18 protein-coding genes, 1 tRNA gene and 3 pseudogenes are annotated in these 14927 nt (G+C 69.1%); 10 read left to right on the top strand and 12 right to left on the bottom strand.

Translation table 11 applies throughout. The features are described from left to right. Both EBL84_RS09075 and EBL84_RS09080 read left to right on the top strand, forming a co-directional pair. On the top strand, window positions 1-1532 hold a 1532-nt coding region (locus EBL84_RS09075; protein ID WP_148040281.1), incomplete at its 5' end, for a thioredoxin domain-containing protein. Window positions 1533-1618: 86 nt separating this feature from the next. Then, the gene (locus tag EBL84_RS09080) at window positions 1619-2509 is read left to right on the top strand and encodes a cyclopropane-fatty-acyl-phospholipid synthase family protein (protein ID WP_123140534.1); all 891 of its coding nucleotides are present in this window, start codon (window positions 1619-1621) and stop codon (window positions 2507-2509) included. Here the strand turns inward: EBL84_RS09080 and EBL84_RS09085 are convergent. Further along, the gene (locus tag EBL84_RS09085) at window positions 2503-2994 is read right to left on the bottom strand and encodes an isoprenylcysteine carboxylmethyltransferase family protein (protein WP_062277524.1); all 492 of its coding nucleotides are present in this window, start codon (window positions 2992-2994) and stop codon (window positions 2503-2505) included. The genes EBL84_RS09080 and EBL84_RS09085 overlap by 7 nt on opposite strands. 142 nt (window positions 2995-3136) lie before the next feature. Here EBL84_RS09085 and ybgC point away from each other — a divergent pair, with 142 nt between their 5' ends. The 8 genes from ybgC (at window position 3137) to EBL84_RS09125 (ending at window position 8577) form a co-directional block, all read left to right on the top strand. Then, entirely contained in the window at window positions 3137-3583 is a 447-nt protein-coding gene (gene ybgC / locus EBL84_RS09090) for a tol-pal system-associated acyl-CoA thioesterase (protein ID WP_123140535.1), read from the top strand. A gap of 6 nt (window positions 3584-3589) precedes the next feature. Further along, complete coding sequence (gene tolQ, locus EBL84_RS09095; RefSeq protein WP_123140536.1) at window positions 3590-4264, top strand: protein TolQ; 675 nt, start codon at window positions 3590-3592, stop codon at window positions 4262-4264. 20 nt (window positions 4265-4284) lie between these two features. Next, window positions 4285-4728, top strand: coding sequence for a protein TolR (gene tolR, locus EBL84_RS09100; RefSeq protein ID WP_005223674.1), 444 nt, complete (start codon window positions 4285-4287; stop codon window positions 4726-4728). Between the two features lie 2 nt (window positions 4729-4730). Continuing rightward, entirely contained in the window at window positions 4731-5738 is a 1008-nt protein-coding gene (tolA, locus tag EBL84_RS09105) for a cell envelope integrity protein TolA (RefSeq protein WP_123140537.1), read from the top strand. Between the two features lie 15 nt (window positions 5739-5753). Next, a complete protein-coding gene (gene tolB, locus EBL84_RS09110; RefSeq protein WP_123140538.1) occupies window positions 5754-7055 on the top strand; it encodes a Tol-Pal system beta propeller repeat protein TolB in 1302 nt (433 codons plus the stop codon). A 12-nt stretch (window positions 7056-7067) separates the two neighbouring features. Continuing rightward, entirely contained in the window at window positions 7068-7604 is a 537-nt protein-coding gene (gene pal, locus EBL84_RS09115) for a peptidoglycan-associated lipoprotein Pal (RefSeq protein WP_123140539.1), read from the top strand. 10 nt (window positions 7605-7614) lie between these two features. Then, the gene (ybgF, locus tag EBL84_RS09120; RefSeq protein ID WP_123140540.1) at window positions 7615-8457 is read left to right on the top strand and encodes a tol-pal system protein YbgF; all 843 of its coding nucleotides are present in this window, start codon (window positions 7615-7617) and stop codon (window positions 8455-8457) included. 44 nt (window positions 8458-8501) lie between these two features. Then, a tRNA-Lys gene (locus EBL84_RS09125) sits at window positions 8502-8577 on the top strand. Between the two features lie 51 nt (window positions 8578-8628). Here the strand turns inward: EBL84_RS09125 and EBL84_RS09130 are convergent. From EBL84_RS09130 to EBL84_RS09175, 11 genes and pseudogenes are all read right to left on the bottom strand, one after another. Further along, window positions 8629-9690 (bottom strand): site-specific integrase, encoded by a 1062-nt coding sequence (locus EBL84_RS09130; protein WP_123140541.1) that lies wholly within the window; start codon window positions 9688-9690, stop codon window positions 8629-8631. Between the two features lie 50 nt (window positions 9691-9740). Continuing rightward, a pseudogene (locus EBL84_RS17565) lies at window positions 9741-9884 on the bottom strand (helix-turn-helix domain-containing protein); the annotation flags it as partial. 205 nt (window positions 9885-10089) lie between these two features. Further along, window positions 10090-10461, bottom strand: coding sequence for a hypothetical protein (locus EBL84_RS09140; protein ID WP_123140543.1), 372 nt, complete (start codon window positions 10459-10461; stop codon window positions 10090-10092). Next, window positions 10458-10673, bottom strand: a pseudogene (locus EBL84_RS17570) (DNA translocase FtsK); the annotation flags it as partial. The pseudogene EBL84_RS17570 and the gene EBL84_RS09140, both read right to left, overlap by 4 nt. Before the next feature lie 78 nt (window positions 10674-10751). Continuing rightward, window positions 10752-11576 (bottom strand): annotated as a pseudogene (locus EBL84_RS09145) (recombination-associated protein RdgC); the annotation flags it as partial. A 46-nt stretch (window positions 11577-11622) separates the two neighbouring features. Beyond that, window positions 11623-12846, bottom strand: a complete 1224-nt coding sequence (gene bet / locus EBL84_RS09150) for a phage recombination protein Bet (protein WP_123140545.1) — start codon at window positions 12844-12846, stop codon at window positions 11623-11625. Between the two features lie 9 nt (window positions 12847-12855). Further along, window positions 12856-13677 (bottom strand): PD-(D/E)XK nuclease-like domain-containing protein, encoded by an 822-nt coding sequence (locus EBL84_RS09155; protein WP_200189339.1) that lies wholly within the window; start codon window positions 13675-13677, stop codon window positions 12856-12858. A 105-nt stretch (window positions 13678-13782) separates the two neighbouring features. Continuing rightward, window positions 13783-14097 (bottom strand): hypothetical protein, encoded by a 315-nt coding sequence (locus EBL84_RS09160; protein ID WP_123140546.1) that lies wholly within the window; start codon window positions 14095-14097, stop codon window positions 13783-13785. Between the two features lies 1 nt (window position 14098). After that, the gene (locus EBL84_RS09165; protein WP_148040282.1) at window positions 14099-14308 is read right to left on the bottom strand and encodes a hypothetical protein; all 210 of its coding nucleotides are present in this window, start codon (window positions 14306-14308) and stop codon (window positions 14099-14101) included. Between the two features lie 94 nt (window positions 14309-14402). Next, window positions 14403-14663: a hypothetical protein gene (locus tag EBL84_RS09170; RefSeq protein WP_123140548.1), complete on the bottom strand. Its 261-nt coding sequence runs from the start codon at window positions 14661-14663 to the stop codon at window positions 14403-14405. Continuing rightward, on the bottom strand, window positions 14660-14926 hold the full coding sequence (locus EBL84_RS09175) for a hypothetical protein (protein ID WP_123140549.1): 267 nt from the start codon (window positions 14924-14926) through the stop codon (window positions 14660-14662). The genes EBL84_RS09170 and EBL84_RS09175 overlap by 4 nt, the downstream gene beginning before the upstream one ends. Window position 14927: the final 1 nt, after the last annotated feature.

Raw genomic sequence — 14927 nt, forward strand, 5'->3', positions numbered from 1 at the left:
ATCTCGCCGGGCTCGAACCCGAGCCCGGCGAACGCCCCCCCGAGCGCAACCTGATCGGTGCGGCGCTGAACCAGCTCGCGGTGAGTTTCGATCCCAGGCACGGCGGTTTCGGCGCCGCGCCCAAGTTCCCGCACGCCCCGGAGCTGGCGCTGTTGCTGCGTAGCGCGGCGCGCGGTGATCGCCCCGGCGAGGATGCGCCCGGACCGCTGGAGATGGCCCGCGTCAGCCTCGAGCGGATGATCCGCAGCGGGCTCAACGACCAGCTCGGCGGCGGTTTCTGTCGTTACGCCGTCGATGCCCAGTGGATGATCCCCCACTTCGAGAAGATGCTCTACGACAATGCCGCGCTGCTCGCGCTCTGCTGCGACCTCCACGCCTGTACCGGCGAGCAGCTGTTTCGCAGCGCCGCCGAGTCCACCGCCGACTGGGTGCTGCGCGAGATGCAGTCGCCCGAGGGGGGGTATTACTCGAGCCTGGATGCCGACAGCGAGGGCGAGGAAGGGCGCTTCTATCTGTGGGAGCGCGAGCAGGTCCGGGCGCTGCTGTCCGAGGCCGAGTATCGTCCCTTCGCCGCGGTCTACGGGCTCGACCGTCCGCCGAACTTCGAGGGCCGCTGGCATCTGCACGGCCATCTCACCCCGGCGGCGGTGGCCGCCGCCCAGGGGCTGACCCTCGAACAGGTGCAGTCGCTGCTCGGCGCGGCGCGCGCCACCCTGTTCGCCGAGCGCGAGCGGCGCGTGCGCCCGGGCCGCGACGACAAGGTGCTCGGTGCCTGGAACGCGCTGATGATCGGCGCCATGGCCCGTGCCGCGCGGGTGCTCGAGCGCGACGACTATCTGGAGTCGGCCGAGCAGGCGCTCGGCTGCGTGCGTGAGCGACTGTGGCGCGATGGCCGCTTGCTGGCGAGCTATCGCGACGGTCGCGCGGCCTTCGACGCCTATCTCGACGACCACGCGTTGCTGCTCGCCGCAGTGCTCGACCTGTTGCAGACGCGCTGGTCGAGCGCTGATCTGGCGTTCGCCATCGAGCTGGCCGAGACCCTGCTCGCGCGTTTCCACGACCCCGAGGCGGGCGGCTTCTGGTTCACCGCCCACGATCACGAACGCCTGATCCACCGCACCAAGCCGCTCGCCGACGAGACCCTGCCCGCGGGCAACGGGGTCGCGGCGCTGGCGCTGCAGCGTCTCGGCCATCTGGTCGGCGAGCCGCGCTATCTCGCCGCCGCCGAGGGCACGCTGCGTCTGGCCGCGACCGCGATGCGCCGGCTGCCCCACGCCCACGCCACCCTGCTCTGCGCCCTCGACGAATGGCTCGACCCACCCGAGCAGTTGGTGATCCGCGCCAGTGACGAGCTGTTGGCGAGCTGGCGGCGCGAGGCGCAGCGCGGCTATCGCGCCGATCGACTGGTGTTTGCCATCCCCGAGGACGCCGAGTCGTTGCCGCCGGTGCTCGCGGCCATGGCACCCGGGCCGCGTCCGCGGGTCTATCGCTGTATCGGCACCCACTGCGAGGCGCCGCGCGCGCAGCTCTGAGCCGCGCGCCGCCTGTCCCTGATGCGTCGCCCCCGGCGGCGCGGTATCGAGACCAATGGATCGCTGCTGCGATCGAGGAGCCCTGGATGACCCGCAACCCACCGCGCCGCGCGCTCGCGCTGCTCGACTGGATCTACAACCCGCTGCGCCGGCTGTCGGTGAGCGCCGTCTACGACCTGCTCGGAACCGACTCCCCGGCCGCCGGCGGGCACTATCTCAACCTCGGCTACTGGGCCGAGGCCGACGAACTCGATGCCGCCTGCCGCGCCCTGGTCGATCTGGTCGGTGCGCGCGCCGGCATGGCGCCGGGCAAGCGGGTGCTCGATCTCGGCTTCGGTTTCGGCGAGCAGGACCTGCAGTGGATGCGCACCCTCGGCCCCGAGGCCATCGTCGGGCTCAATGTCACCGGCTCGCAGGTGGCGCTGGCGCGCGAACGGGTGGCCGCCGCCGGCGAGTCGGCGCGCATCGACCTGCGCCAGGGCTCGGCCACCGAGCCGGGACTCGAGCCGGGGTCGTTCGATATCGTCGTCGCGCTCGAGTGCGCCTTCCATTTCCGTACCCGCGAGCGCTTCTTCGCCGAGGCGCTGCGGCTGTTGCGTCCGGGCGGGCGGCTGGTGCTCGCCGACATCCTGCCGCTGGCGCCGGCCGAAGGCTGGCCGCGGCGGCTGGCGCAGCGGTGGTCGTGGCGCGAGGTCGCCACCAAGTTCGCGATCCCGGCAGAGAACGCCTATCCGCGCGCCGAGTACGCCGAGCGGCTGCGTGCCTGCGGCTTCACCGGGGTCGAGGTCGAGTCGATCCGCGACCGGGTCTATGCCCCGCTGCACGCCTATCTGCGCGCCAATCCCGAGCGGCTCTCGACCCTGCCGCCGGCGCTGCGCACGGCGGTGCGCTTCGGGCTGTGGCTCGAGCCCGACACCGTGTTCGCCGGACTCGACTACGTGCTCGCCAGCGCCGAGCGTCCGGCGACCGATCAGTAGATCCAGGGGATGAACTTGCTCACCCGGCGGGCATAGTCGGCATACTCGGGGTGGCGCTCGCGCAGCCACCCCTCTTCCTTGCCGGCCTTGTAGTCGAAGAACAGGAAGCCGATCACCAGGATCGCCAGATGCGTCAGGCTGAGGCTGAACAGCACCCAGGCGAGCGCGGCGAACAGCTGGCTGCTGTAGAGCGGATGGCGCACCAGGGCATAGATCCCGTGCTGGACCAGCTGGTTGTGCTCGACCGGGTAGGGCAGCGGGGTGAGATAGTCGCGGATGTGCATCGAGCCGACCGCGCCGAGCACCATGGCGAAGGTGCCGAGCGCGATCAGCACCGCCCAGCGCAGTGGCGCCATCGCCTCGAGGATGCCGGGGGTGAGCCAGGGGTTCCAGCTCGGGGTGAGGACGAAGCCGAAGAAGAGCACGAACTGGAGGACGACGAGGTGCTCGCCGCGTCGGCCCTGGAGACGGGATAAGAGGGACATGATGACTCCTTGCGCGATGGGTGATGGGTGGTCGGGGTGGCCGCCGGTCGGTCGTCGGCGCCGGCTGCGGGATGCCGGATGCGGCGGTTTTCGATACACTGCCGGTCCTTGAGAATCAAGCCATCCGGTGATTTCGAGTTCCGTGCCCACATCCAGCCAACCCGCCCAGTCCGGCTTCATCTGGCCGATCCGTGTCTATTACGAGGATACCGACGCCGCCGGCGTGGTCTTCTACGCCAATTATCTCCGCTTCTTCGAGCGTGCGCGCACCGAATGGTTGCGTGAGCTTGGCTACGAGCAGGACGAGCTGCGCGCACGCGAGGGGGTGATGTTCGTGGTCCGTCGTGTCGAGATCGACTATCTCGCCGCAGCGCGCTTCAACGAGCGGTTGAACGTCCATACCCGGCTGACCCGGATCGGCGGGGCGAGCATGGCCTTCGACCAGGAGCTGGTGCGCGAGGCCGACGGCGAACTCTGTTGCCGGGGCACGGTCAAGGTGGGCTGTATCGATGCCGCGGGCGAGGCGCTGCGCCCGACGCGCATCCCGCCCCGGCTGCTCGCCGACATTCGCCGCACGGTCGCGGAGTGACCCATCATGACCTCTGATCTGTCGTTGTTGGCCCTGGTGATGCAGGCAAGCCTGGTGGTGCAGCTGGTGCTGCTGATCCTGGTGCTCGCCTCGGTCGTCTCCTGGACCATGATCATCGATCGCGCGCGGGTGCTCGGTCGGGCGCGCAAGCTCGCCGACGCCTTCGAGGAACGCTTCTGGAGCGGCGGCGATCTCAGCGCACTCTACAAGGAGCTGGGACAGGATGGGCGCAGTGCGCGCGGGCTGGCGGCGATCTTCCGCGCCGGCTTCAAGGAATACGTGCGCATGCGCAAGGCCGCCGGCGTCGACCCGATGACCGTGCTGCAGGCCTCCGAGCGGGCGATGCGGGTGGCGCTGAGTCGCGAGCTCGACCGGCTTGAGAACAACCTCGCCTTCCTCGCCACGGTCGGCTCGATCAGCCCCTATGTCGGACTGTTCGGCACCGTCTGGGGCATCATGCAGGCCTTCCACGCCCTCGGTAACGTCGAACAGGCGACCCTGGCGCTGGTCGCGCCGGGTATCTCCGAGGCGTTGATCGCCACCGCCATCGGCTTGTTCGCCGCCATCCCCGCGGTGGTCGCCTACAACCGCTATACCGATCAGGTCGAGCGCCTCAGCAACCGCTACGAGGAGTTCATGGAAGAGTTCTCGACCTTGCTGCAACGTCAGGGGCGGGGCTGAGCCCCGGGAGTATCCGAGCCTTGAGCAGACGCGCGCGCAGTCGCAATCGCCGCCGCTTGGTGGCCGAGATCAACGTCGTCCCCTATATCGACGTGATGCTGGTGTTGCTGGTCATCTTCATGGTGACCGCCCCCATGATTACCATGGGGGTCAAGGTCAACCTGCCGCGTGCCCAGGCCGGGGCGGTCACCTCCGAGAGTGGTGACTCCGTGGTGATCAGCGTCGATCAGTTCGGTGACTACTACATCGACATCGGCGAGGACCGCGACCAACCGGTGGGCGAGGAGGCGCTGTTCGAGCGCATCGGCAAGGTCCTCGACTACGCCCCGCAGACACCGGTGCTGGTCAAGGGCGACAGCGCCGTCGACTATGGTCGGGTGGTCAACGCGATGGTGATCGCCCAGGCCGCCGGGGCCGCCGAGGTCGGACTCATCACCCTGCCGCCGGAGCATGACGGACCCTGACCATGTTGCAGATCCTGCGGCGTGACCCCGGGGCGCTCTACTGGTCGCTGGGGCTGCATCTGCTGTTCGCGCTGCTGCTGTTCGTCGGCGTGCGCTTCACCCAGGACGCGAGCAACGGCGGCGATCGCCCGCGCGTGGTCCAGGCCAGCGTGCTCGGCGACCCGGCACTGAGCGCCCGTGTCCAGGAGGTGCGCGAACGGCTCGATCCCGAGGCGCGCGCCGAGGCCGAGCGTCGCGCCGCCGAAGAGGCCGCACGTCTTGAGGCGGAGCGCCGCGCCGCCGCGGAGGCCGCCCGTCGCGAGGCCGAACGTCAGGCCGCTGCGGCTCGCGCCGAGGCCGAGCGCCGTGCCGCTGAAGAGGCCGCGCGCCGTGAAGCGGAACGCCGTGCCGCCGAGGAGGCCGCCCGTCGCGAGGCCGAGCGTCAGGCCGCCGCAGCCCGTGCCGAGGCCGAGCGTCGCGCTGCCGAAGAGGCCGCACGCCGTGAGGCGGAACGCCGAGCTGCGGAAGAGGCAGCCCGCCGCGAGGCCGAACGCCAAGCCGCTGCGGCGCGCCAGGAGCGCATCGAGCGCGAGGCCGAGCAGATGGCCGAACTCGAGCGGCAGCGATTCGAGGACGAGATCGCGCGCGAGGCCGAGCGACTCGAGGCCGAGGCGGCCGAGACCGAGACCGCGCGCCGATCGCCGCCGGTCGTCGCCGGCGGCGGTGGTGGCGGGCTGAGCAGCGCCGAGCAGCGCCAGGTCGACTACTACAAGGGCGTGATCGGGGACCGTGTCCGCCAGCACTTCGCCTATCCGCCCGGTATGTCCGAGGGGCTGAGCGTGGAGTTCGAGGTGCGGGTGACCTCGGCGGGTTACATCGTCCCGGGGAGCGTGGCGATGCAGCGCTCCAGCGGCACCCCGGCCTTCGATCAGGCAGCGCTCGCCGCGCTGTGGCGCGCCGAGCCGCTACCGGTGCCCAGCGGGGCGCTCTTCGACCAGTTCCGTGAATTCACCTTTACCTTCCGACCCTGATCAGGGGGGCGTGTCATGACCCGATCCATCTCATCGTTGCTCATCCTCTGCGCCTTCCTGGCGGTCTTGCTGCCCGGCACCGCGCTGGCGCGGCTGAACATCGAGATCACCGGCGGGGTCGAGGCCGCGCAACCGATCGCCGTGGTGCCCTTCGGGTTCGCGGGAGGCGGGAGCGCCTCGGTCGATCCCGGCGCGGTGATCGCCGCCGATCTCGCCCGCACCGGTCGCTTCGCGCCGATGCCGACACGCGACATGCTCGACCAGCCAACCACCCACGAGGAGGTCGACCTGCGCGACTGGCGCCTGCTCGACATGAACAACCTGGTGATCGGGCAGGTCGTGCGCGAGGGCGCGCGCTACCGCATCAGCTTCATCCTCTACGACGTCTTCCGCGGCGAGCGTCTGGCCGGCGCCACCCTGACGGCCACCGCCGCCGGGCTGCGCAACGCCGCGCACCGCATCGCCGACCAGATCCACGAGACGCTGACCGGCATCCCCGGCGTGGCCGCCACCCGCATCGCCTATATCAGCGCCACCGGCCACGGCGAGAACGCCCGCGTCACCCTGCAGGTGGCCGACGCCGACGGCTACAACCCGCAGGTGATCGTCTCCTCGACCGAGCCGATCATGTCCCCGGCCTGGTCGCCGGATGGGCGCCGCATCGCCTATGTCTCCTTCGAGAGCCGCCGTCCGGCGATCTATGTGCAGGAGCTGGCCAGCGGTCGGCGCGAGCGGGTGGCGAGCTACCCCGGCATCAACAGCTCGCCGGCCTTCTCGCCCGATGGCCGGCGTCTGGCAATGACCCTGTCGAAGGACGGCAATCCCGAGATCTATGTGCTCGATCTCGACTCGCGCGCGCTCACCCGGCTCACCGATCACTTCGCCATCGACACCGAACCGGCCTGGTCGCCCGATGGCTCGCACCTGGTGTTCACCTCCGGGCGGGGCGGCAATCCGCAGATCTATCGCGTCCCGGCCAGCGGCGGGGCGGTCTCCCGGGTGAGCTTCGAGGGTGACTACAACGCTTCCCCGGTCTATGCCCCCGATGGTCGCTCGATCGCCATGGCGCGCCGGATCAACGGCGCCTTCCGCATCGCCTTGCTCGACGTCGAGCGCGGCTTCTCGCGTCTGCTCAGCCGCGGGCCGCTCGACGAGTCGCCGAGTTTCGCGCCGAATTCGAGCATGGTAATTTACGCCACCACCCATGGCGGTCGCGCGGTGCTCGCCGCCGCCGCCGTCGACGGCGGTGCCAATCAGCGTCTCACCCAGGGAACCGACCAGGTGCGCGAGCCGGCCTGGTCACCCATGGTGCAGTAAGGAGTCAGACTCATGCGCATCCACCCTTGGTCCCTGTTGCCCGGCGTCCTCCTGCTGGTGCTCGCCGGGTGCTCGACCACGCCACGTCAGGGCGCGGACGGCGCCGCGGTGGACGGCGCGGCCGGGACGCCCGGCGGCGGCGCCGGCGCGGAGATCTCGACCGCCGGCATCGACGGCGAGGACGCCCGTTACGCCGGTCCCTGGGAGGACCCGGCCAACCCGCTCTCCAAACGCGTCATCTATTTCGGCTATGACAACGCCGAGATCGCCCCCGAGTACGTGGCGCTGATCCGCACCCACGCCCGTTATCTCGGCACCCATCCGCAGGTGCGCGTCACCCTCGAGGGTCACACCGACGAGCGCGGTACCCGCGAGTACAACCTCGCGCTCTCCGATCAGCGCGCCGATTCGGTGCGCCGGGTGATGCTCGCCGAGGGGGTGCGCGCCGATCAGCTCGAGGTGATCGGTTATGGCGAGGAGCGTCCGGCCTCGCCGGGACAGAGCGAGTCGTCCTGGCGGCTGAACCGGCGTGTGGTCATCGAGTACTGAGGAGGCGCGAATGCGAGTCCCGCAGAGAGTTCGTGGCGGCCTCGGGGTCGTCGTCACCCTGGTGCTGAGCGCCGCCGCCGCGCCGGTACTCGCCGTCGACGCCCGGCTCGAGGACCGGGTGGCGCGGCTCGAGCGCGTCATCGAACACCAGCGTGGCTCGGACATCGAGCTCCAGCTCCAGCAACTGCAGAGCGAGATGCAGGCGCTGCGCGGTCAGGTCGAGGTCCAGCAGTTCGAGATCCAGCGTCTCGAGCGTCAGTTGCGCCAGCAGTCGATCGACATCGACGCCCGGCTCAACGGCGCCCGCGCGCGCCCCGAGACCCCGGAGCCGCCGGCCGCGCTCGAGGCCCCGGTCGATATCAACCAGCCCGAGCCCGCGCCGGTTCGACCGGCCACGCCCGCCGGTGGTCCCGGTGCCGGCGTCCCCTCGCTGCCGAGCCCGGAGACCGCCGCCGGCGACGAACGCGACGCCTACGGCAAGGCCTTCGATCTGCTCAAGGCGCGCAAGTACGACCAGGCCCGTGCCGCCTTCGAGTCGCTGCTCGGGCGCTATCCGCAGGGCCGCTATGCCGACAACGCCCGCTACTGGCTCGGCGAGACCTTCTATGGTCAGCGCGACTACGACGCCGCGCTGACCGCCTTCGAGGATCTGGTGCGCCGTCACCCGGCCAGCCCCAAGGTCCCCGGTGCGTTGCTGAAGATGGGCTACATCCACTTCGAGCAGCGCGATTTCGAGCAGTCGCGCGCGCGCCTCGAACAGGTTATCGACAACTACCCCAACAGCACCGAGTCGCGCCTGGCCCGCGCGCGTCTGGCGCGGCTCGACGAGGTCGAGGGCGCTGGCGGACGCTAGGGTTTACATTGCGCCGATGGTTTACGTATAATTCTCGGTCTTCGGCGCCCTTAGCTCAGTTGGTAGAGCATCTGACTTTTAATCAGGTGGTCGTTGGTTCGAACCCAACAGGGCGCACCATATAACTCTTAAAGAACAGGCGGTTACGGTTCATCCGTGCCGCCTTTCTTTTTACCTGTGGCGCGACCGTGCCAGAATCGTGTCAACGGGTCTGATGCCGCTCTCGATCCGAGATGCGTGCTCGGCCAGATGTTCTGGTGCCAAATGCGCGTAGCGCTGCACCATTGCGATGGACTGCCACCCTCCCAGCTCTTGCAGGACATGTAGCGGTGTCCCTGACTGCACGTGCCAACTCGCCCATGTATGACGCAGATCGTGCCAGCGGAAGTTCTCGATCCCGGCACGCTTAAGCGCCTTGTGCCAAGCGCCTTTCCCCGCTTTGCTGATCGGCATCCACTTGGTGTCGTCGCCCGCCGGGTCCCGCCGGCGATAGACGAAGACTCGGCGAGGATGTCGCCCCTGCCATTGGCGCAGCACCAGCACCGCGTCGTTGTTGAGCGGCACCCCGATCGCGCGTCGCGTCTTCGCCTGGTCTGGGTGGATCCAGGCGACGCGGCGCGCGAGATCTACCTGGGCCCACTCCAGCCCCGTCACATTCGCCTCACGCAGTCCGGTCGCGAGACTGAACCGAGCCATGGCTTCCAGGTGTTCGGGTAGCTCGGCGAGCAGTCGGTCAGCCTCCTCCCTGGTCAGCCAGCGGATGCGTTGCCGCGGCTCGGGTAGTAGTGCTATAGAGGGCGCTCGGTCGATCCATCGCCACCTGCGTTCGGCTCGCCGCAGGATGGCGCGTACGAGAGCCAGCATCCGGTTGATCGTGGCATTGCTTGCGCCGCCCGACTTCCTTGCATCGATCAGGGCGTCGATCCGGTCTACGTCGATTTGATCGAGCGTAGCGCCTGATAGATGCTGATCCAGCCAGCGCAAGTGGCAAAGATCATCCGCGTGGCTGGCCTTGTGCTCGGTCTCTCGCGCCCATCGCACGATAGCCTCCTGCCAAGTCCGCGTCGGCCGCTCCCCCAGGCGGCTGACGCGCCAGAGATCCTGCTTCAGCTTTGCCTCGTACTCCTCCGCGGCGCTCTTGTTTTCCGTTCCAGTAGAGCGGCGTACTCTTTTGCCGTCTGGTGTCGTGAAGCGGACCCACCAAACGGAACTATCTGGGCGTTTGTAGAGCATCGGTTTTCCTCTCCAGGCGCCCGCGCCCGGACATCGTAGCGGCTGCGCAGCCAGTCGACCAAGTCAGCTTCTATGAACACCCAGCACTTGCCGGGCTTCGCGCTCGGGATCTCGCCAGCGACAGCGCGCCGGCGCAGCGTCTCTGGGTGCATCCGCAGGAACTCTGCGGCCTCGTGCAGGTCTAGCGTCCTCATCGCGACCACTCCAGGCTGCGCCACTCATGCCGCCCCGCTCGCACAGTCACCGACCGCACTCCAGCCCGCCGCGCCCGCCGCCGGCCAATCCAGCGCGCGACAGTATGGCGATCGGCGTCGACCGCATCGGCTGCGGCGCTGATGCTCGAGCCGTGCTCGATCAGCTCGCAGGCGCGACGGCGGGTGGATTCCGGGTGTGAGGCGCTCATCGCTCCACCCCGTCAGGCCAATTCACGTCCGTCTCGGTATCCCGCGCATCCTCGCTCGCTCCACCGGGATGGACAGGCGCCACTACCTTCGCAAAATGCGTCAGGGTGGCGTCATCGGGCCAGTAACCGAGGTGCCAGCGATCAACAGGGGAGACCTCTAGCTCCGCCTCTGGATCGTCCGGGTCGAAACGAGCGTAAACCATAGCCACGCGCCGCACAGGCCCTCCAATCGGCAAGCAGACAGGGTGAGTCGGCCAGCCGACAAGGCGCCAGTCAACATCCGCATCCTCGGGGCTCACCCCGGCTACCCAGTAAATGCCGTTCAGCCACTGATCGTGGTTGAACTCCTGCCATTTAATCTCGCTCATCGTCGCGCGACCTCTTGCACCAAGACCTCGCGGTTGCCGTTGGTCTCGGCCGGGCTGACGATGCCGATACGCTCCATCTCCTCGATCAGGCGCGCGGCGCGGTTGTAACCGATCTTAAGCCGGCGCTGCACCCCAGAGATGGAGGCGTGGCGGGTCTCCGTGACGATCTGCACCGCCTCGTCGAGCAGTGGGTCGGCGGCCTCGGAGTCTCCGGCACGCACCTCGCCGAGCCCGAACACCATCTCAAGCCGCGCGAGCAGGTTGCGCAGCTGCAGCGCGAACAGCGCGAACTCGGCCTCAAAGCGTGCCGCCGGGTCCTCGATCTCGTCGTCGAGGGTGTCGAGCAGCCCCTCGGTCATGCGCAGACGCCTCAGAGACAGGTCGTCGGCGAGGGTAAAGCTGAAGCGCTCGTCCCAGGTCAGCGCGAGCTTGACTGCCCGCTTGCCGGCGCGCAGGTGGGCGAGCGCCTCGTCGCTGGTGGGGTCGCCGCCGCTGATCCGTACCACGTCGGCTTCGTCGCGAGCATCGCGCAGCTCGCAGGCGTCGCCGACGGTGAAGTCAGCCGGGGCGCTGTCCTCGAGCAGCCAGCGCGAGAGCGCCTCGGCGGGGTGCTCGCCCGGCGCCGGCAGCAGCGCCGGCAGGCCACCCAGGGTCTCGCGCAGCAGCGAGACGACCTCCTCGGCCTGCTTCTCGGTGGCCGCGTCGATCACCATCCAGCCACTCTTGGTGTCGAGGTAGGCGAGGGTGCGACGCGAACGGGTGAAGGCGCGCGGCAGCATCTCGTCGACGATTTGCTCGCGCAGCCGGCGCCGCTCGGTACGACCGACCTCACGCGACTCGCCGGCCTCGATCTCGCCGATACGCTCCTCCAGCGCCTCCCTCACCGCCGCCGTCGGCAGCAGACGCTCCTGCTTGCGCGCGCAGATCAGCAGACAACCCTCGAGGGGATGGACCAAGGCGCCGCCGTCCTCGCCGAGCGGCGCACTCCAGCCCATGGTCGCGGTCTCGAGCGGACCGCAGGGACGGAACCTGCGCCCGTCGAGCTGGGCCTCGAGTTCCTGTCCGTCGATGCGGACCGGCTGTTCGAGGCGATAGAGTCTGGCGTTTTTGAACATGCGATTCTCCCGCCCGGCGCCAAGCCGGGCACACTGGTGAGTGGGGTCAGGTCCGCGCCGCGCGCGCCTCCAGGTACGCGCACCGCTCGTTTGCTGCGCGCCTGATCTGGTCGCCTCGCGCGACGCTAGGGTTGATGTCGCGCGACAGGTCGAGCCACTCGTCGATCGTGTCCAGATCCTCGGCGGACGCGATGCCGGTCAGGATGCGGTCGATGGTGAGCGGCGGCGCGTCCGGTTGGCCCTGGGTCTGAGCCTGGTCCTGGCCGCTCTCGTCTGACGGCGGATTGGCGGTCGGGTCGCCATCAGTCATCAGCTCCCGCTCGATCCGCTCGACCAGCGCCGGGTCGACGCCGCGCTTGCGGCGCCGCGCCCCGTCGGCCGTGCGAGCCCGGCTCGATGAGTGGACGCGCCCATCCCACGGGATGCCGCGGGCGTCGACGCCACTATCTCCGTCGTCGAGGTTGCCGTCGACCTCCTCCGGCGCCTGCTCGTGAGCGGTGACCGATGCGGCATCGCTCGGCGACGAGGCCGCGTCAGCGCTGGTGCTGGGGCCAGCGCTGGAGCGGTGATCGGTGGTCGGCTCGGGGTCGCCCACCTCCGGGCTCTGGGGCGCCACCGGTGGCGGCTGGCTGCCTGCGGCGGGGCTCTCACGCTCGACGCTGGCCGCGAGCCGGGCGTTCAGGTTGGTCACGTTGCTGGGCTTGGGGTCGACCACCGTCGCATTGGCATAGATGACCTCGGCGTCGTCCTCGTCGCGAATGCCGGCGAATCCGAACGCATACCTGATAGCCTGGATCGTGGCCTTGTGCCGCAGCATCCGGCGCGGGTGTGATTTCCACGGGGCGGTGCCGCAGCGGCACTCATCCATGAACTCGGTCACGACGATCGGGCGCGAGCGGTCTTTGCGGTAGATCCGGCAGGTGCAGGAGATCACCTCGCCGCGCTCGCCGTGTTCCCACTCGTGCTCGAGGCCGTCGAACTCGGGGCGGCGCTGCGCGAGATTGATCCAGCCGTCAATGCCAACGACCGGCGTGACCCCGCCGCCCTTGGCGGGGAATGCGTAGATCTCCTTGGTGATCGGATTGAGGTCGTGCTCGTGAGCGACGAGCAGGAACGCAGCCATCTGCTCGTTGGTTGCGCCGGAGGGCATGACCGTCGCGCGGATCGTCTTGGTGAATGCCTCGGGGTCCATCTGGTAGCGGTTGGCCATTGCCGCGATCAGCGACACGCGCTGCGGGCGGTTGGTGGTGGTTGCGAGTTCAGTGGTCATGTCAGATCCTCAGTTGTAACGGGCGGGTACGGATAGCTTCTGGACGCCGGGCCAATCGCCGGTGCGCTCACAGGAGGCGATCATGGCGAGATCGGCGCGGTACTCGGCTCGGGCACGCTCAATGGCGTCGCGGTCCAGCTCGAAGACCCTGACCGGGTAGCGCCCCATCTCTCGGCGCTTGCCGACAACCAAGAAAAGGAAGGCGTCGAGGGGCTCACCGGTCACCTCGGCGAGGCCGTCGGAGTAGAACGCCTCCTGGACGTCGTAGCGGTAGTCGCGTACGGACCAATGGAATTTGCTGATGTCGTCAGTGGTCTTGACGTCGGCGACGACCCGGTACATGGGCGCCCACCAGTCTGGGCGGCACCGGCACAGCAGCCCGGTCTCGACGTCACGCCAGTACACCGAGCGCTCAGCCACCCCGGAGCGCAACTGCAACAGTGCGGCAGCCTCAGGGTGTGCCAGCACGGACTGGCGCATCTCCTCCAGGGTCTCGCGCTCCTCCAGCGTCAGCGCGATACGCCCGTCGAGCTGGGCCTCGAACTCGGCCCAGCGCGCCTTGTCTGCGTTCGAGCGCCGCCCGCAATCCGGCCCGACCGCATAGCGCTGGTCGAACTCGGTCGGTTCGAGCAGTAGGGTATGGATCGCGCTGCCCGCGTGAGCCGCGCCGCTGTATGAGCGCGGCGCCTGCCGCGCCCACTGCAGCAGTGCCGGCGCCTGGTGCGCGAGATCGAGCTGGCTCTTCGAGATACCGGGCCCGGAGTGGTAAGCCTCGTTCGGGATGTCGTAGACACCGGTGGCCTCATTGGCAGCGATCGCTACCGCACTCACGCCCCACCTCCCGCCACCAACGCGACCAGCAGCAGTGCCCCCACCAGCGTCGCAGCGACGCCAATGCCCAACGCCCGATCAGCCCGGGCGAGCAGCTCCATCAGATCAGGCCGCATCACGCACCCCCTCGCCGGGCGCCTGCACCCGGTCGATCAGCTCATCGGTCAGCCCGCGGAGTGCGGCGACGTGCTCCTCGAGCGCCGCCCGCAGCGCCTCGCTCGGCGCGACGCCGATCGCTCGATGGATCTGGATCAGTCCGTCAGTCGCGCTGACCAGCTCGTCGCGGATGCCCGGGATCGGCCAGGAGGAGCGGGCAAATTCGTCAGCACCCTCGCTGCAGCCAGCCCGGTCGAGACACGCCTCGACATCATCCTCGAACCCTTGCCCGGCGATCATCCGCCGGAGATCGTCGATAGCCATCTCAGGCCCTCCACGTGAGCCGCACGCCGGAGACGCGGGCGGCGTTGATGTCGACCCGGCGGCGCAGCCGCAGCCGCCGCGGATCAGGGGCGCGATCGACGCGCACCATGGGGCGCCCCGCGTGCGCCGTGGCTGCGATGACGCGGCAGCCGCAGCGAGCAGCGAGCCCGCAGAGCGCGATGGCGGTATAGGCGTCGCTCCGAGCGCTCATGACGTGAGCCTCCATGTGATGAGAGCGATGGCTACCTGCAGGGCGATCGAGGCGCCGAGCAGGAGCGTCCAGGTGGAGATCAGGCGTGTGCGAGTCACTGGCCACCTCCAGGCTTTTCGCTTGGCACGTCCAGGTATTCCGGCAAAACGCCGCACGTTGGCGTTGTGCCGTGGCAGGTGGCGCCGTCGAACTCGGGGGCGCGGCGGACGCGTAGGTCACTGAAATTGATGTTGAATCCGGCCTCTCGTGCCTGCAGTAGTGCCTTGATCTTGGCGCCGCTCGCGTTATTGGCGAAGTAGATGCCGTCATCGGAGTCCACCGCCGACACGCGATACGCCCTCAGTTGATTACTCATGCCGCATCCCCCCCCGTCCGCCCCGGGCGCGACGGCGGCCAGCGACGCACCGGGCGCAACGGCAGAACGTTGCCGCCGATGGCCTGCGCCCGAGTGCGCGGCAGCGGCGGGAGCGCAGCGCGCTCGGCGTCGCTCAGCGTGCGATCGACGGCGACGATGCCGCCTGCGCCGTCCTGGTGGACGCCGGCGCAGACCTCGCGCAGCCACGCGGCGATCTCGGCGGCGTTGCGGCTGTCGGCGACGTGAATCGTGATCGTGTGCATA

Origin of the sequence: Marichromatium sp. AB31 (assembly GCF_003718685.1) — a bacterium.
Taxonomy (GTDB): Bacteria; Pseudomonadota; Gammaproteobacteria; order Chromatiales; family Chromatiaceae; genus Marichromatium; species Marichromatium gracile.